Here is a 16,061-nt window from a genome sequence, read left to right on the forward strand (position 1 = left end):
TCCGGCTGGACCCGCCGGCCGGGTAGGTTCTCGGCATGCCCCCGCTGACCGTCGGCTTCGACCTCGACATGACCCTCGTCGACTCGCGTCCCGGCATCGCCGCGGCGTACCGGGCGCTGACGGCGCGCACCGGCGTGCCCGTGGACGCCGACGCGGCGGTGTCCCGGCTCGGCCCGCCGCTGCGGGTGGAGATCGCCCGCTGGTTTCCGCCGGAGCAGGTCGACTCGGCCGTCGAGGCGTTCCGCGAGCTGTATCCGGCGTACGCGGTCACGCCCACGCTGCCGATGCCCGGCGCGGTCGAGGCCATCGAGGCGGTGCACGCCCACGGCGGCCGGGTCGTGGTCGTCACCTCGAAGCTGGGCCGGCTGGCCCGGCTGCACCTGGACCACCTCGGGCTGGCCGTCGACGAGCTGGCCGGTGACCTCTTCGCCGAGGGGAAGGCGACGGCGCTGCGCGCGCACGGCGCGACCCTGTACGTCGGCGACCACACCGCCGACATGGTCGCCGCAGAGGCGGCGGGCGTGCCGGGCGTGGCGGTCGCCACGGGCCCCTGCTCGGCCGAGGAGCTGCGCTCGGCCGGGGCCAGCCTGGTCCTGGCCGACCTCACCGGATTCCCGGCGGCGCTCACCACCATGATCCGGCTAGCCTTGGAGCAGTAGACGTCTCAAGTGAAGCAGGGGTTCTCAGGTGCCGACGGGTCGAGTGAAGTGGTATGACGCGGCCAAGGGATACGGGTTCGTCACCAGCGACGAGGGTGGCGACGTGTTCCTGCCGAAGGGCGCGCTGCCGGCGGGTGTCACCGACCTCAAGGGTGGTCAGCGGGTCGACTTCAGCGTGGTGGACAGCCGTCGGGGCGCGCAGGCGATGGGGGTCAAGCTGTTGGAGGCCCCGCCGTCGGTGGCGGAGCTGCGTCGCCGGCCGGCGGAGGAGCTGCACGGCCTCGTGGAAGACATGATCAAGGTGCTGGAGGCGAAGGTCCAGCCGGACCTGCGGCGGGGGCGGTTCCCTGACAAGAAGACGGCGCAGAAGATCGCTCAGCTGGTCCACGCGGTGGCGCGCGAGCTGGAGGTCTGAGGGCCGGCGGTCCGAGGGCTTGCGGTCCGGGGCACGAGCCCGGCGTCGGCGGCCCGGCCCAGCAGCGCCTCCACGGCGGCGAACCCCGCGTCCCCCAGGTCCGCGGTGAACTCGTTGACGTAGAGGGCGATGTGCCGGTCCACCACGTCGGGCTCCATCTCCTGCGCGTGGGCGAGCACGTACGCCCGGCTGGCCTCCGGGTCTGCCCACGCCTGGCGTACCGACTCGCGGATCCAGCCGGCCGCCTCGACCGGGTCGACCGCGCCCCGGCGGGCCAGGATCGCGCCGAGCGGGATCGGCAGCCCCGTGCTGCCCTCCCACCACTCGCCGAGGTCGACCAGGGCGGTCAGCCCGTGCCGCTGGTAGGTGAAGCGGGCCTCGTGGATCACCAGACCGGCGTCGTACCGGCCGGCCGCCACGGCAGGCATGATCTCGTGGAACGGGACCACCTCGATCCGCGCCGGCGGCCGCTCGGCCGCCCAGAGCCGGAACAGCAGGTACGCCGTCGTCCGGTCGCCGGGCACCGCCACCGTGGCCCCACCCAGGTCGGCGGTGCCGGCCTGCCCGTTGCCGGTCTGCCCGTTGCCGGTCTGCCCGGTGCCGGCCCGGTCGGGGCGGGTCAGCACGAGCGGCCCGCAGCCCCGGCCGAGCGCGCCCCCGCAGGGCAGCAGGTGGTAGTCGTCCAGCAGCCACGGCAGCGCCGCATAGCTCACCTTCACCAGGTCGAACGCGCCCCGCTCCGCGGCGGTGTTCGTGACGTCCACGTCCGCGTAGGTGACCTCGACGGGCGGCGCGCCGGGCACCCGGCCGTGCACCAGGGCGTCGAAGACGAACGTGTCGTTGGGGCAGGGCGAGATCGCCAGGGTGAGCGCCACGCCCCCACCGTATCCCCGCCCCCGCCCCCGCCCCCGCCCCCGCCCCCGCTCTGCCCCGCCACCCGCACGCCGCGGGGTGCCCGCCGGGCGGCGACGGTTCTGCCCGGGCGGCGACGGTGCGGGCGGGCTCCGGGTACTTCTTCCGCCCGCTAGGGAGCTGATGTCGTGGATGACTCAGCGAACGGGCTGGTGCTGAACAGGTTGATGCCGGGCAGGCTGGAACCCGGGGAAGGGCGGTACCCGACATGCCGGGAATGGGCATGCCGGTCATCCTTCGCTGCGCGCCGCCCTGCGGCCTCGCCGGCCCGCGTCGCCCCGCCCCCCGCTGTCTTGCGAGCCCGCTGCCCCGCCCCGCTCGTCCGGGGCTGCGGGCCGCTTGTGCAGCCCCGCGCTGCCTTGCGAGCCCGCCGCGCCGCGTGTGCTCGTCTTGCGAATCCCGCCTGCCGCCTTGCGCTGGCTTCTGGGCCTGCCGCGCCGCCTTGCGCTGGCTTCTGGGCCTGCCGCGCCGCCTTGCCTCGCTCGCGCAGCCTTGCCTCGTGCCGCCTCCTGCCCTGTGCCTGGCAGGTGGCTCCGGTGCCGTGCTCCGGTGCCGTGATGTCGTAGATGACTCAGCTCCCTAGTGAGCGGCACGCAGTATCGGTCCTCGCGGTGAGTCGAGTTATCCACAGGTTGTCCACAGCCTGACGGGGGTTGTTGATGACCGGCCGGAATAGGCGACAGCATCGAGGCATGGCAGAGACAGGGGACCGGGTCGACCTGGGCGGATCGCTTCGGGCATTGCGTCGCCGCGCGGACCTGAGCCAGCGTGAGCTGGCAGACCTCGCCGGGGTGCCACAGGCGACGCTCGCGCGGATCGAGTCGGGCCGCTCCGGGGACGTCCGGTTCCGGACGATGGAGCGGCTGGTGCGGGCAGCCGGTGGGCGGGTGGCGATCGGGACGCCCGCCGCCGAGGCCGGCGACGACACCGGCGACGACACCGGCGACCACGCCGGCGACGGCACCGGCGCCCAGGCCAGCGACCACACCGGCGACCTGACGGGCGACGACCGGGTGCCGGAGGTGGTGCCGGTGCCCCGGGTGCCGCACGACGGGCTGCGGGATGAGGCGGGGCGGCGGTACCCGGCGCACCTGGACGCCTGGGCGGTGCACGGGCCGAGGGACTGGCCGGGCGCCTGGTGGGCGGGATGGTGGAAGCTGCCGCCGCAGCACTGGCCACGGCGGTTGCCGGCGGCGACGTACGAGCTGAGCCGCGAGCGTCGGGACCACCGCCGGTGGGCTGAGCGGATCCGCCGCGAGGTCGCGGTGCGCCGCGTCACCGACGACGGGCTGCCCGACACGTGCTGGCGGTTCGTGGCGGAGCTGCCCGACGGCCGGCTGCTCGGGGAGCTGCGGGCCCACGAGCGCAACCCCCGGCTGCTGTACGGCGACCTGATCGACGCGGGTGAGCGGGAGGTGGTGCTCGACGGCGTGCTCGTGGCCGGGCCATGCCGGCTGCTGGGGATCGGGCGGCGGCTGGTGGAGGCGTTGACCGTGGAGATGGAGCGGGCCGGGATCCGGGTGGCGCACGCCGTCGCGGATCACGGCGGCGTCGACCTGCTGCTCGCCTGCGGATACCGGATCGAGGGACGGGGGCACTACGCGATGCGCCTCGACCGGGCGCCTCAGCCCTGCGCGGGCCCCGCGACGGCCTGACCCAGCGCGACCGCGGACGCCGTGAGGGCGGCGAACGCCTCGCGCATCCGCCACGCGCCCCGGTCCCGGGGGCCGATCGGGTTGGAGACGGTGCGCAGCTCGGCGAAGGGCAGGCCGGCCTGGGCGGCGGCGACGGCCACGCCGTACCCCTCCATGGCCTCGGCCACCGCGTCGGGGTGCCGGTCGGCGAGCGCGGCGCTGCTCGCGGCGGTGCCGGTGACCGTGCTGACGGTGAGCACCGTGCCGACCGTGGCCGCCGGCAGGGCCGCGCGCAGGGCGGCCAGCAGGCCCGGGTCGGCGGGCACCGCCGTGCCGGCGCCGAGCAGCTCGGCAGGCATGCCGAGCTGGTCCACCGGGATGAAGCCCGTCGGCGACTCGGCACCGAGGTCGGCCGCGACGCTGCGGCTGGCGAGCACCGTCGCGCCGACTGCCGCCCGGCCGACGAAGCCACCGGCGATGCCGGCGCTGACCACGGCCCGGTACGGGCGGCCGGCGGCCTCGGCGAGCGCCAACAGCCGGGCGGTGGCCGCCCCGGCGACGGCCGGGCCCACCCCGACGGGCACCACGGTCACCCCGGCGGTCACCCCGGCGGTCACCCCGGCGGGCAGCACGGTCACCCCGGCGGCGGCCGGCGAGGTCCCGGCCGGCGCAGCCGCGTGCGGCGCGGCCCCGGCCGGTGGCGCGAGGAGGCCGGCGCGGATCGCCTCGGCCTCGGCCGGCACCGCCGTCACCACGAGCAGGCCGGTCACGCCAGGGGCCCCCGGGGCTCCCGGCGGGTCTCGTCGTCGGCCGTGCCCACCCCGCCGGCGACCGCCGACGAGGGCCGGTAGACGTGGTACCCGGGCGGGGCGGAGGAGGCGGGCGCGGGCGAGGTGGGGGCGACGTCGGTCACCGGGTCGTGTGCCGTCAGGTCGTGTGGCGTCCGGTCGTGTGCCGGCGGATCGTCGGCCGGGGCACGGTCCCCGGCAGCCGGCTTTCCGGTGGGCTCCTCGGCCGGGTCGTCGGCCAGCTCGTCGTCGCCGAGCGGGCGGCCGAGCAGCCGCTGGTCGCGGAGCCTGCCGGCGACGTACGCGCCGCGGGCGGCGGCGAGCACGCCCACCCCGGCGGCCACGGCGATGCCCAGCCGGCCGTCGAACGGGACCAGGCCGAGCGCGCCGCCGGCCACGAAGGCGAGCATCAGCGCCGTCTCCGAGTGGGCGAACGAGCTGGCCCGCAGCCGCTCCGGGATGCGTTCCTGGATCGAGGCGTCGACCGCGAGCTTCGCCACGCCGCTGGCCAGCGTGGCGACCAGGCAGAGCAGGGCGACCATCGGCAGCGAGAACTGGATCGTGGCGAGGACGGCCGTGCCGGCCACGATGATCGTGCTGCTGGACTGGATCGCGGTGGGGCGGTGGATGCGCAGCCGGGTGCCGATCGCCGTGGCCAGGAAGCTGCCCACCGCCAGCGCCCCGCCGACCAGGCCGAGCGCCATCTCCGCGCTCAGGTCGCGCCCGAAGAACTCGGTGGTCAGGTCGCCCTTCTTCAGCGCGAACGCGAGGAAGAGCAGCAGGAAGCCGTAGACGACACGGAGCAGCGCCGCGCCGAGCAGGCTGGCGATGACGAGGCGGCCGGACGGGCGGCCACGCCCCAGCGGGCGGTCCCCGGCGGCCCGCCGGCCCAGGGACCGCAGCGGCCGGGGCACCCGCTCGGGCGGCTCGGAGTCGGCCCGGGGCGGGAGCCGCAACGCGATCACCATGCCGACCAAAAAGATGACCGAGGCGACCCGCAGCGGCCACTGCGGCCCGAACCAGAACGCGGCCAGCCCGAGCGGGGCGACGAGTGCGCCGGCCACCGTGCCGTAGACGCTGGCCCGCGCGCCGACCTGGGACAGGCCGAGGCCCTCGGGCAGTAGCCGGGGGACGGCCGCCGAGCGGGCCACGCCGTACGCCCGGGAGAGCGCGAGCACCCCGAAGGCTGCCGGGTAGAGGCCGAAGCCGTGCATGTAGTCGGAGATCAGCCAGGCCAGGAAGGCCCGGCCGAGCATGGTGGCGGCGAGCGCGTACCGCCGGCCGTGCCGGAAGTGGTCGAGCAGCGGGCCGACCACCGGCGCGAGCATGGCGAACGGCACCATCGTGACCAGCAGGTAGAGCGCGACCTTGCTGCGTGCCTCGCCGAGGGGGACGTTGAAGAAGATCGTCCCGGCGAGGCCGATCGCGATCAGTGTGTCTCCCGCGCAGGAGAGGGCGTGCAGGTCGAACAGGCGCACCATGCCGACCTCGCCGCCCGCGCCCCGGGCCCGGGCCGAGCCGGCCTGGCGGGTCATCCAGCGCCCGCCGCGCGCCGAGCCGCGCAGCAGCAGGCGGGCGGCACGGATGCCGGTGCCGACGGTCCGCCCCAGCATGGACCGATCGGAGCGGGAGAACAGCGGCATGTGCACCATCCTCGCCCATGTACCCCACCCCCGCGCCAGCACCGCCGGAGAACGACCTTGCGGGGAGTGCCTGTCGGTCTTCGTCACCCATGGGGAACAATGGAAGGGTGACCAGGCCCGCCTCCGCTCGTGCCGCCCGCCTCGACCAGGTCTGCGCCGCCGCCGTCGAGGTGGCCCGCGACGCCATCACCGAGGTGGAGCCGTCCGACGTCGGCGACCACCTCCAGGCCGTCGCCGAGGCGGACCGCGTCGTCACCCACTACTTCGAGTGCCGGCTGTCCGGTTACCGGGGCTGGCGGTGGGCGGTCACCGTGACCCGGGTGCCGCGCAGCCGCAAGGTCACGGTGTGCGAGACGGTCCTGCTGCCGGGCCCCGACGCGCTGCTCGCGCCGGGCTGGCTGCCCTGGCAGGAGCGGCTCAAGCCGGGCGACCTGGGGCCGGGCGACCTGCTGCCGACCCCGCCCGACGACGAGCGGCTCACCCCCGGGTACGTCCTGTCCGACGACCCGGCCGTGGAGGAGACCGCCTGGGAGCTGGGTCTCGGTCGGCCGCGCGTGCTGTCCCGGGAGGGGCGCAGCGAGGCCGCGCAGCGCTGGTACGACGGGGACCACGGCCCGTCGGCGCCGATCTCCACCGCCGCCCCGGCCGCCGCCCGCTGCGGCACCTGCGGCTTCTACCTGCCGCTGGCCGGCGCGCTGCGGCAGGCGTTCGGGGCGTGCGGCAACTTCTACGCCCCCGACGACGGCCGGGTGGTCAGCACCGACCACGGCTGCGGCGCGCACTCGGAGACGCTGGTCGAGACGCCCGACAGCCCGGTCGACGAGCTGCCCACGATCTACGACGACAGCGCCGTCGAGGCGATGTCGGTGAGCCGGGCGCCGGGCTCGGTGGAGGTGGCGGAGCCGGGCGAGCCGCACGGCCGCCCCTGACCGGGCGGGCTCAGCGGCGGGTGTCGGCGGCCTGACCGGCCTGCGCGGCGGCGCGGCGGCGACGCCGGTTGGCGTCGTGACGCATCATCACGGCGAGACCGGGGAAGCCCCAGAGGAAACCGGCCAGGCAGATCCAGAGCCAGTCCCGGTGGCCGTGCTCGGTCAGCCAGCCACGGAAGAAGAGCAGCAGCACCAGGCCGGCGACCGCCCAGGCGACCAGCCCGGCGACCGCGAACGGCACCATCGGCGGGTCGAGCGGCTCGGGCCGCGGCGGTTGCTCCTGTCGCACGGGGGCAAGCGTACGCGATCAACTTTCCCAGTTGGCTCGTGATCTGGGACGATGCGCGCTACAGACGGATGATCACCTGCGAGGACCAGATGGCCATTGCGCCGCCGGACAACGGCACTCCACCCGATCCCGCTCACCCCCGCAACGCCTTCGACCGCTTCTTCGAGATCACCGCGCGCGGCTCCACGCCGGGCCGGGAGGTGCGGGGCGGCCTGGCGACGTTCTTCACGATGGCGTACATCGTGGTGCTCAACCCACTGATCATCGGCAGTGCCGTCGACGGCGACGGCAAGAAGCTGGCGATCCCGGCGCTGGCCGCCGCGACGGCGCTGGTCGCGGGCCTGATGACGATCCTGATGGGGGTGGTCGGCCGGTTCCCGATGGCGCTGGCCGCCGGCCTGGGCGTGAACGCGCTGGTCGCGTACGAGATCGCCCCGCAGATGACCTGGGCCGACGCGATGGGCCTGGTGGTGATCGAGGGTGTGCTCATCGCGATCCTGGTGCTCACCGGCCTGCGTACGGCGGTGTTCCGCTCGGTGCCCACGCAGCTCAAGACCGCGATCGGCGTCGGCATCGGCCTCTTCCTGACGATCATCGGGCTGGTCGACGCCGGCTTCGTCCGGCGGATCCCGGACGCGGCGAACACCACGGTCCCGGTGGGGCTGGGCATCGGCGGCAAGATCGTGAGCTGGCCGATGCTGGTCTTCGTGGTGGGCCTGCTGGTCACGATCGTGCTGGTGGTGCGGCGGGTACGCGGCGCGATCCTGATCGGCATCCTCGCCTCGACCGTGCTGGCGATCGTCGTGGAGGCCGTGGCGAACGTCGGCCCGTCGTTCGTCGACGGCAAGCCCAACCCCAAGGGCTGGTCGCTGAACGTGCCGGAGCTGCCGAAGACGGTCGTGGACGTGCCCGACCTGTCGCTGCTGGGCAACTTCAACGTGCTGGACTCCTGGACCCGGGTCGGCTGGTTGGTGCCGCTGATGTTCGTGTTCACGCTGCTGATCACGGACTTCTTCGACACGATGGGCACGATGGTCGCGATCGGCCAGGAGGGGGGCATGCTCGACGAGCGGGGCACCCCGCCGCGGGCCAAGGAGATCCTGCTGGTCGACTCGATCGCCGCGGCGGCGGGTGGCGCGGCGAGCGTCTCCAGCAACACGTCGTACATCGAGAGCGCCGCCGGTGTCGCGGAGGGGGCCCGCACCGGCGTGGCCAACCTGGTCACGGGCGCGCTGTTCCTGCTGGCGATGTTCCTCGCGCCGCTGGCGGTGGTGGTGCCGTTCGAGGCGGCGTCGACGGCGCTGGTGGTGGTCGGCTTCCTGATGATGACGGCGGTGCGGACGATCGACTGGACCGACTACGAGATCGCGATCCCGGCGTTCCTCACGATCACCCTGATGCCGTTCACGTACTCGATCTCCAACGGCATCGGCGCGGGCGTCATCTCGTACGTCGTGGTGAAGCTGGCGAAGGGGAAGGCCCGGGAGGTGCACCCCCTGCTGTACGCGGTGGCGGCGCTGTTCGTCCTGTACTTCCTGCGCGGGCCGATCGAGTCGGTCGTACTCTGACGCACCACGTGTCCCGGGGGTCGGGGTGCCGGACCGGTACCCCGACCCCCGGGTCGCACACCCCCTGGTGAGCATGGTCATATCGGCTGTCGTTAGCCAGGCTCATTAGTTAGGCTAACTATCGTGACGGAGCGGACGGTGACGGCGAGACGCGTGCCACCGGCGCAGCTGGCTCCCCAGCTGCGTGATGCGATCACCCGGCTCAACCGGCGGGTCCGACAGGCCCGACCGGTCGGCGACCTGACGGTCACCCAGCTCTCCGCGCTCACCAGCCTCGTGCTGGCGGGCGCGCTGACGCCCCGGGAGTTGGCCGACGTCGAACGGGTGCAACCGCCGACGATGACCAAGATCGTCGCGAAGCTGGAGGAACGTGGCCTCGTGGGCCGCACCCCCCACCCGACCGACGGCCGGCAGGTCATCCTCTCGGCGACCGAGGGCGGCCGGGCCGTGCTCGACCAGTTCGAACGGGCCCGCAACGAGTGGCTGGCCCGCCGCCTGGCCGAGCTGCCCGAGGCCGACCGGGAGACCCTGCAACGGGCCGCCGAGATCCTTCAGCAGCTCGCCCGCGCCTGAGCGCGCCGCGCCCGCCGGGGCGTCGCCGCCGGGTCCGCGCCGTCCGCCGTCGATGAGGCGTACGAGCGAGGAGGCGCATCCAGGGTGCAGGCGAAGCTGAGCACGATGTTCCAGTCACTGCAGGTCCGCAACTACCGGCTATTCGCGTCCGGGCAGCTGATCAAACTGATCGGCGTCTGGATGATGTTCATCGCCCAGGACTGGCTCGTCCTCGAACTCTCCGACGACTCCGCCACCGCCCTCGGCGTGGTCACCGCCCTCCAGTTCACCCCGGTGCTGCTGCTCACCCTGCTCTCCGGGCGGCTCGCCGACCGGTACGACAAGCGTCTGCTCCTCTTCGTCGCGAACGCGTTCTGGACGGTGCTGTCGTTCGGGATGAGCCTGCTGGTGCTCACCGGCCTCGTCCGGCTCTGGCACGTCTTCGTCTTCGCCGCCTTGCTCGGCGTCGCCAACGCGGTGGAGACCCCCGTGCGGCAGGCGTTCGTCTCCGAACTCGTCGGCACGTCGCTGCTGCCCAACGCGCTGTCGCTCAACGCTGCCGTGTTCAACTCGGCCCGCATCGTCGGCCCCGCCGTCGCCGGCCTGGCCATCGCCGCCGTCGACGTCGGCCCGGTGTTCCTGTTCACCGCGCTCAGCTCGCTCGGGCCGCTGGCCACCGTGGTCCGGATGCGCCCCGCCGAGCTGCACCGCAAGGACCTCCTCCCGGTCGCCGAGCGGGACTCCGCCCGGGTCGTCGACGGCCTGCGCTACGTCGCCCGCCGCCCCGACCTGCTGCTGCCGATGGCCGTGATGTCGGTCATCGGGATGAGCCTGTTCAACTTCCAGCTCACCCTCGCCGCCCTGGCCAAGACCGTGTTCAACACCGGTGCCGCATCGTTCGGCCTGTTCAGCACGGCGCTGGCCGTCGGCGCGCTCGCCGGGGCGCTGGCCAGTACCGGGCGGCGCAGCCGCCCCTCGGTGTGGCTGGTGCTCGGCGCGGCGGTCGGGTGCGCCGTCTTCGGCACCCTGGTCGGGCTCGCCCCGGCGTACTGGATGGTGGTGGCGCTGCTGCTGCCCGCCGGGTTCTTCATGGTCTTCTTCGCCCAGTCGGCCAACCAGCGGGTGCAACTCGGCACCGACGCCGCGTTCCGGGGCCGGGTCATGGCGCTGTGGGTGCTGGTGTTCCTCGGCACCAACCCGGTCGGCGCGCCGGTCATCGGCTGGGTGGCCGAGCGGTTCGGCGCCGGGGCGAGCATCTGGATCGGCGGGCTGATCTCGCTGGCCACCGCCCTGCTGGCGCTCACCTGGCAGTTGCGCCGCTCGGGGGCCCGGCTGCGCCTGCGGGTGCTCCCGTCCCCCCGCTTCTACGTGGTGGAAGCACGGAGGGGCACCCTGTTGACGCCTTCCGCATAGCAGGGGCCCAATTCTGGCCACTCGGGCAGCTCACGGCGGGTGCCGAGAAATTGACATCGATGAATGTCAACAAACCGGTGGCGGTGCGGCTCGCGGGAGCATAGCGTCGATACGTGGAGGTAGGCCGAGCGATGCTCCTTGCCCTGGCGTTCGTTGCTGTAGCGAGTCTTCCGGTCGCCTTTGCGCTGGTGTTCTGCGCCGACGAGATCATCGACCGGGTCGCCTGCGGCTACGCCGAGTGGCGCGAACGACGCCGCGAACGCCGCACCATCGCCCGGCTGAACCGGGCCGTCGACGCCGACGGGCTGACCCGGGGCATCGACCTCACCGAGTTCGACCGGGAGGACCGCCGGTCCCTCCAGCAGATCGCCGCCGACCTGCACCGGTTCGCCGGGCACCGGGTCAACCCGGGCGGCCGGACGGTGATCTGGCACGCGGCAGTCGTCGACGCGTACGACGCGCACCTGCGGGCCGCCTGCCGCTGCCTCGGGCTCCCCGAGCACCTGGGCGAGCTGGAGGGCGTCGACCGGCAGATCGAGCGGGTCCGGGTCGAGGGGATGCTGCACGCGGCCGGTCTCACCCTGCCCGCCGCCCGCCCCCGGCACCGCCAGCGGCACCACTGACCGCGCGGCGCACCGGTGACCGGCGTGGACGTGCCCGACGCGGGCATGCGGCTCTTCGTGGGGGTCTTTCCACCGCCCAAGGCCGTCGCCGACCTGAGCACCGCGGTGGCCCGGCTCCGGGTCGGGCGCGCGGCGGCGGCCGGCACCAACGTCAGGCTCGCCGACCCGGCGCGGGCGCACCTCACCGTGGCCTTCCTCGGCCAGGTCGACGTCAGCCGCCTCGTCGACGTCGAGAACGCCCTCGGCCCCGCCGCCGAAGCGTTCCGCACCCGGGACCTGCCGGCAGCCGACCGACCGGCAGCCGGCCGAGCGGTGGTCGACCTGCCGGGGGCCGACCGACCGGTAGCCGATCTGCCGGCGACCGGTCGAGCAGTGGCCGAGCTGCCGGTAACCGACCGATTGGTGGGCGGCCGGACCGGGTCGGCGGTGCTGCGGCTCGGCGGCGGGGGCAGCTTCGGCCGGGGCCGGTTCACGGTCCTCTGGGTGGGCGTGCGCGGCGACGTCGAGGCGTTGCGCGTCCTGGCCCGGCTCGTCCGCGTGGGGCTACGCCGGGGCAGACTGCCGTACGACGAGAAGCCGTTCACCCCGCACCTCACCATCGCCCGCCCCGGCGACCGGATCGACCGGGCCGACGTGGCCGCCGACCGGGAGGCCCTGCACGACTACCTGGGGCCGCCGTGGCCGGCCACCGAGCTGGTGCTGGTCCGCAGCCACCAGGGTCCGAAGCCGACGTACGACCGGGTGGCCGCCTGGCCGATCTGACCCGGACCGGCGACCGGCCCCCGGTCGGGCCGGGCCGGGGCCGGATCGGGCCGGTCGGGCTCGGGGTGGCCCGTCATGTCGGCGACATGGCGGTATCCCCGGGACGGGAAGCCGCCATGTCGCCGACATCGCGGGGAACCGCCAGGTGGCGCGCCGCGCGACGTGCGGCGGCCCGCCAGGTGGCGCGCCGCGCGACGTGCGGCGGCCCGCCAGGTGGCGCGTCGCGCGTCTACCAGGCCCACGCCTCCGGGCCGGGGCCGCCCTTGCCCACCGGCGGGAACAGCTCGTCGAGCCGGGTCAGCGCCGCCTCGTCGAGCCGGACGTCCAGCGCGCCCAGCGACCGGTCGAGCTGGTCGATGGTGCGCGGGCCGATGATCGGGGCCGTCACCCCGGGCCGGGAGAGCAGCCAGCCGAGCGCCACGTCCGCCGGGTCGTGGCCGAGGTCGGCGCAGAACTTCTCGTACGCCTCGATGGTCAACCGGTGCTCGGCCAGGCTCTCGGCGGCGCGGCCCGAGGTGCTGCGGGCCGCCCCGCCCTCGGCCATCTTGCGCAGGGCGCCCGACAGCAGCCCGCCGTGCAGCGGGGACCAGGGGATGATGCCGAGGCCGTAGTGCTGGGCGGCCGGCACCACCTCCAGCTCGACGGCCCGGGTCAGCAGGTTGTAGATGGACTGCTCGGAGACGAGGCCGAGGAAGTTGCGCTGCTGCGCCGCCGCCTGCGCCTGCCCGATGTGCCAACCGGCGAAGTTGGACGATCCGACGTAGACGACCTTGCCCTGGGCGACCAGGGTCTCCATCGCCTGCCAGATCTCCTCCCACGGGGTCGCCCGGGAGACGTGGTGCATCTGGTAGAGGTCGATGACGTCGGTCTGGAGCCGGCGCAGTGAGTCCTCGCAGGCCCGGATGATGTGCCGGGCGGAGAGGCCCTGCTCGTTGGGCCAGTCGCCCATCTTGCCGTAGACCTTGGTGGCCAGCACCACCTTCTCCCGCCGGCCGCCGCCCTGGGCGAACCAGCGGCCGATGATCTGCTCGGTGATCCCCTCACCGGTCTGCCAGCCGTACACGTTGGCGGTGTCGAAGAAGTTGATGCCGTGCTCGATCGCCCGGTCCATGACGGCGAAGCTGTCCGGCTCGCTGGTCTGCGGCCCGAAGTTCATCGTGCCGAGGCAGAGCCGACTCACCGAAAGGCCGGTGCGTCCCAGATTGGTGTACTTCATGTGCCCACCCTGCCACGGCGGGACGCCGAATGCCTCGCCGTGGCAGGGCGGCGCGCGGGCGGCGCACCGCCCGGCCACGGGTGGGTCAGGAGGACTCGCGGGCCGCCGGGCCGCTGCCGAACAGCACGTCGTCCCAGCTCGGCAGGCGCTTGCGCGGCTTGCCGGAGGCGTCGGTGGCCTCGCCGCCGGAGGCCGCCGCTGCGGCAGCGCCCGTGCGGCGGGGCCGGAGCACCGCCAGCGACGGCACGGCCGGGACCTCCTTGGGCGCGTCGGAGTCGTCGTCGAACGCCGAGCCCTGGCCGCCGCCGAGCAGGGCCGCCGCCCCGCCGCCGACCGGCCGTTGCCGGGGCGCGTCCGAGCCGGCCAGCGCCGCCGCCGGCGTGCGCGGCTCCAGGCCCCGGCCGGACGTCGAGCCGAGCGGCCGGTCGAGGGAGGCGAGCAGGGCGTCGCGCCCGGCGCGGATCGGGTCGCGCCCCGGTCGGTTGTGGTCGCCGGCAGCCGCGGGCAGCCCGTGTCCACCCCGGCTCGGCTCGCCGCGCGAGGGGCCGGGCAGCGCGTGGCCGCCGCGCTCCGGGGCGGGCTCCTGGCCGAGGATCGGCGTGGGGCGCTCGGCGCACAGGTATTGCGCCATGTCGTCGTGCGGGACGACGTGCTGCCGGGTCTTGTCCAGGTCCCACACCGCCTGCGCGGTGGCCTTGCCCGACGGCCAGGTGGCGATGATCCGCCAGGTGCCGTCGTCGCGGCGGTAGGCGTCCCAGGAGATCTTCTCGGTGTCGATCCCGTGCTGGGCCAGCCGGCCGTTGACCACCTCGGCCAGCGGCGTCGGCTTCTCGGCGCCCTTGAGCCGGGTGCGCCGGGCGTGCTGGGCGAGCATCGCCCGCTCCTGGAGCACCGGGCCCGCGTAGCGGAGCACGCGGTCGACCGGGACGCCTGCGACGCGCGCCACGTCCTCTGCGGACTCGCCGGAACGGATCTTGGCCTGGATGTCGCGCGGGGACAGCGACGGCAGGGGGTGGTCGGTGGTGTTCGGCACCACGGCGAGCGGGGGCGCGCCCGGCTCGGCGTGCAGGGCGCCGGCGATGCGCTCGTCGATGGGCAGGGCGAGCAGCCGCCCGACCTCGTCGGCGAGCACCAGAGCCTGGCCGTCCTCGGAGAGGGCGACGAAGCGTACTGGGCGCATGAGCGTTGCCTCCGTCCCGCTTCGCTGGCCGCACGCCACGGGTCGGCCACCCGGGCGTCCCGCACCACGGTACGCCCATCCGCAACCCGGTGGGGGATGCGACACCCGCATGTCGCGGATGAGCTGCGAAGATGATCACACTGGGTGGCCGGCGGCGGTGCGGCGGCCACCCAGTGTGACGATGCCTCAGAGCCGCTCGACCACGTAGTCGATCGAGGCGGTCAGCGCCTCCACGTCGGCCGGCTCGACGGCCGGGTAGAGCGCGATGCGGAGCTGGTTGCGGCCCAGCTTCCGGTAGGGCTCGGTGTCGACGATGCCGTTGGCCCGCAGCGCCTTGGCGATCGCCGCCGCGTCCACCCCGTCGGCGAAGTCGATCGTGGCGACCACGTTGGAGCGCAGCGCCGGGTCGGTGACGAACGGGGTCGCCACGGCGGAGCGCTCGGCCCAGCCGTACACGATGCCGGCGCTCTCGGCCGTGCGCTTGGCCGCCCAGGCCAGGCCGCCCTGCTCGTTCATCCAGTCGGTCTGCTCGGCGGCCAGGAAGATGGTGGCCAGCGCCGGGGTGTTGTAGGTCTGCTCCAGCCGCGAGTTGTCGATCGCGGTGACCAGGTCGAGGAACGCCGGGATGTAGCGGCCCGACGCCTTGATCTCGGCGGCCCGGTCCAGGGCGGCCGGCGACATCAGGGCCAGCCAGAGGCCGCCGTCGGAGGCGAAGCACTTCTGCGGGGCGAAGTAGTAGACGTCGGTCTCGGCGACGTCCACCGCCAGGCCGCCGGCCGCCGAGGTCGCGTCGACCAGCAGCAGCGCGCCCTCGTCGGCCCCGGCGACCCGGCTGATCGGCACCGCGACGCCGGTGGAGGTCTCGTTCTGCGGCAGCCCGTACGCGTCGACGCCGGCCTCGGCGACCAGCGCCGGGGCGCTGCCCGGCTCGGCCTTGCGCACGGTGGGCTCGCCGAGGAACGGGGCGTCCTTGACCGACTTGACGAACTTTGCCCCGAACTCGCCGAAGGTGGCGAACTGCGCCCGGTCGCGGATCAGGCCGAACGTCGCGACCTCCCAGAAGGCGGTGGTGCCGCCGTTGCCGAGGATCACCTCGTAGCCCTCGGGGAGGGAGTAGAACTCGGCGATGCCGCGCCGCAGTCGGGCGACCTGGTCGCGGACGGTCTTCTGCCGGTGCGAGGTGCCCAGGAAGCCCGTCGCCGCGTCGGCGAGGGCGGAGACGGCCGCCGGACGGACCTTGGACGGCCCGCAGCCGAACCGCCCGTCGGCGGGCTTGATGTCGTCGGGAATCCGGATGGTCGGTGCGTCAGCCACGGTTGTCGAGATCCTTCCGCGTGGGCGGGGCCCGGTCACAGGTGGTGGTCGGGCGCGGAGGACGGACGCGTGCGCGGGACGCACGGGCGGCCGGATCCGAGCCCGGTCCGGCGGCACTGCCGAGCCCCCATCCTTGCACCCGGGGCGGCCCGGGCACCCGACGG

16 protein-coding genes are annotated in these 16,061 nt (G+C 74.4%); 9 read left to right on the forward strand and 7 right to left on the reverse strand.

Annotation, left to right across the window (positions count from 1 at the left end; translation table 11 throughout):
* The first annotated feature begins 35 nt into the window (after positions 1–35).
* Complete coding sequence (locus O7628_RS15065) at positions 36–659, forward strand: HAD family hydrolase (protein ID WP_074475255.1); 624 nt, start codon at positions 36–38, stop codon at positions 657–659.
* 28 nt (positions 660–687) lie between these two features.
* The gene (locus O7628_RS15070; RefSeq protein WP_007074225.1) at positions 688–1,074 is read left to right on the forward strand and encodes a cold shock domain-containing protein; all 387 of its coding nucleotides are present in this window, start codon (positions 688–690) and stop codon (positions 1,072–1,074) included.
* Here the strand turns inward: O7628_RS15070 and O7628_RS15075 are convergent.
* Positions 1,035–1,949 (reverse strand): 1,4-dihydroxy-6-naphthoate synthase, encoded by a 915-nt coding sequence (locus tag O7628_RS15075; RefSeq protein WP_278131247.1) that lies wholly within the window; start codon positions 1,947–1,949, stop codon positions 1,035–1,037. The two genes, O7628_RS15070 and O7628_RS15075, sit on opposite strands and share 40 nt — an antisense overlap.
* A 729-nt stretch (positions 1,950–2,678) precedes the next feature.
* Here O7628_RS15075 and O7628_RS15080 point away from each other — a divergent pair.
* Positions 2,679–3,641, forward strand: coding sequence for a helix-turn-helix transcriptional regulator (locus tag O7628_RS15080; protein ID WP_278131249.1), 963 nt, complete (start codon positions 2,679–2,681; stop codon positions 3,639–3,641).
* On the opposite strand, the gene O7628_RS15085 is transcribed toward O7628_RS15080, so the two are convergent.
* Together O7628_RS15085 and O7628_RS15090 are read right to left on the reverse strand one after the other, a co-directional pair.
* Positions 3,611–4,390, reverse strand: coding sequence for a futalosine hydrolase (locus tag O7628_RS15085; protein ID WP_278131251.1), 780 nt, complete (start codon positions 4,388–4,390; stop codon positions 3,611–3,613). The genes O7628_RS15080 and O7628_RS15085 overlap by 31 nt on opposite strands.
* Positions 4,387–6,051, reverse strand: a complete 1,665-nt coding sequence (locus O7628_RS15090) for an MFS transporter (RefSeq protein ID WP_278131253.1) — start codon at positions 6,049–6,051, stop codon at positions 4,387–4,389. The genes O7628_RS15085 and O7628_RS15090 overlap by 4 nt, the downstream gene beginning before the upstream one ends.
* Before the next feature lie 89 nt (positions 6,052–6,140).
* Between O7628_RS15090 and O7628_RS15095 the strand changes: the two genes are divergently transcribed.
* Positions 6,141–6,980: a DUF3027 domain-containing protein gene (locus O7628_RS15095; RefSeq protein WP_278131255.1), complete on the forward strand. Its 840-nt coding sequence runs from the start codon at positions 6,141–6,143 to the stop codon at positions 6,978–6,980.
* A gap of 10 nt (positions 6,981–6,990) precedes the next feature.
* Here the strand turns inward: O7628_RS15095 and O7628_RS15100 are convergent, their stop codons facing one another.
* Positions 6,991–7,269 (reverse strand): DUF2530 domain-containing protein, encoded by a 279-nt coding sequence (locus O7628_RS15100; protein ID WP_074475249.1) that lies wholly within the window; start codon positions 7,267–7,269, stop codon positions 6,991–6,993.
* 89 nt (positions 7,270–7,358) lie between these two features.
* On the opposite strand from O7628_RS15100, the gene O7628_RS15105 reads away from it, so the two are divergent.
* The 5 genes from O7628_RS15105 to O7628_RS15125 all read left to right on the forward strand — a co-directional run bounded on the left by O7628_RS15105 (position 7,359) and on the right by O7628_RS15125 (position 12,187).
* The gene (locus tag O7628_RS15105) at positions 7,359–8,837 is read left to right on the forward strand and encodes an NCS2 family permease (protein ID WP_278131258.1); all 1,479 of its coding nucleotides are present in this window, start codon (positions 7,359–7,361) and stop codon (positions 8,835–8,837) included.
* Between the two features lie 123 nt (positions 8,838–8,960).
* Positions 8,961–9,410, forward strand: a complete 450-nt coding sequence (locus O7628_RS15110; protein WP_278131260.1) for a MarR family transcriptional regulator — start codon at positions 8,961–8,963, stop codon at positions 9,408–9,410.
* Between the two features lie 84 nt (positions 9,411–9,494).
* Positions 9,495–10,802 carry an MFS transporter gene (locus tag O7628_RS15115; RefSeq protein WP_278131262.1) on the forward strand — a complete coding sequence of 436 codons (1,308 nt, stop codon included), beginning with the start codon at positions 9,495–9,497 and terminating at the stop codon, positions 10,800–10,802.
* 113 nt (positions 10,803–10,915) lie between these two features.
* Complete coding sequence (locus O7628_RS15120; protein WP_278131264.1) at positions 10,916–11,425, forward strand: hypothetical protein; 510 nt, start codon at positions 10,916–10,918, stop codon at positions 11,423–11,425.
* A 15-nt stretch (positions 11,426–11,440) separates the two neighbouring features.
* Complete coding sequence (locus O7628_RS15125) at positions 11,441–12,187, forward strand: 2'-5' RNA ligase family protein (protein ID WP_278131266.1); 747 nt, start codon at positions 11,441–11,443, stop codon at positions 12,185–12,187.
* Positions 12,188–12,416: 229 nt separating this feature from the next.
* Here the strand turns inward: O7628_RS15125 and O7628_RS15130 are convergent, their stop codons facing one another.
* From O7628_RS15130 to serC, 3 genes are all read right to left on the reverse strand, one after another.
* Positions 12,417–13,403 (reverse strand): aldo/keto reductase, encoded by a 987-nt coding sequence (locus tag O7628_RS15130; RefSeq protein ID WP_074475246.1) that lies wholly within the window; start codon positions 13,401–13,403, stop codon positions 12,417–12,419.
* 85 nt (positions 13,404–13,488) lie between these two features.
* A complete protein-coding gene (gene sepH, locus O7628_RS15135; RefSeq protein ID WP_074475245.1) occupies positions 13,489–14,583 on the reverse strand; it encodes a septation protein SepH in 1,095 nt (364 codons plus the stop codon).
* 186 nt (positions 14,584–14,769) lie between these two features.
* On the reverse strand, positions 14,770–15,897 hold the full coding sequence (serC, locus tag O7628_RS15140; RefSeq protein WP_278131269.1) for a phosphoserine transaminase: 1,128 nt from the start codon (positions 15,895–15,897) through the stop codon (positions 14,770–14,772).
* Positions 15,898–16,061: the final 164 nt, after the last annotated feature.

Origin of the sequence: Micromonospora sp. WMMD956, assembly GCF_029626125.1 — a bacterium.
Lineage (GTDB): Bacteria > Actinomycetota > Actinomycetes > Mycobacteriales > Micromonosporaceae > Micromonospora > Micromonospora carbonacea.

What these genes read in the sequence shown, in the direction of transcription:
- O7628_RS15065 (WP_074475255.1), top strand. Translation starts at nt 36, where the DNA reads ATGCCCCCGCTGACCGTCGGCTTCGACCTCGACATGACCCTCGTCGAC.
- O7628_RS15080 (WP_278131249.1), top strand. Translation starts at nt 2,679, where the DNA reads ATGGCAGAGACAGGGGACCGGGTCGACCTGGGCGGATCGCTTCGGGCA.
- O7628_RS15090 (WP_278131253.1), bottom strand. Translation starts at nt 6,051, where the DNA reads ATGCCGCTGTTCTCCCGCTCCGATCGGTCCATGCTGGGGCGGACCGTC.
- O7628_RS15095 (WP_278131255.1), top strand. Translation starts at nt 6,141, where the DNA reads ATGGGGAACAATGGAAGGGTGACCAGGCCCGCCTCCGCTCGTGCCGCC.
- O7628_RS15105 (WP_278131258.1), top strand. Translation starts at nt 7,359, where the DNA reads ATGGCCATTGCGCCGCCGGACAACGGCACTCCACCCGATCCCGCTCAC.
- O7628_RS15130 (WP_074475246.1), bottom strand. Translation starts at nt 13,403, where the DNA reads ATGAAGTACACCAATCTGGGACGCACCGGCCTTTCGGTGAGTCGGCTC.
- sepH (WP_074475245.1), bottom strand. Translation starts at nt 14,583, where the DNA reads ATGCGCCCAGTACGCTTCGTCGCCCTCTCCGAGGACGGCCAGGCTCTG.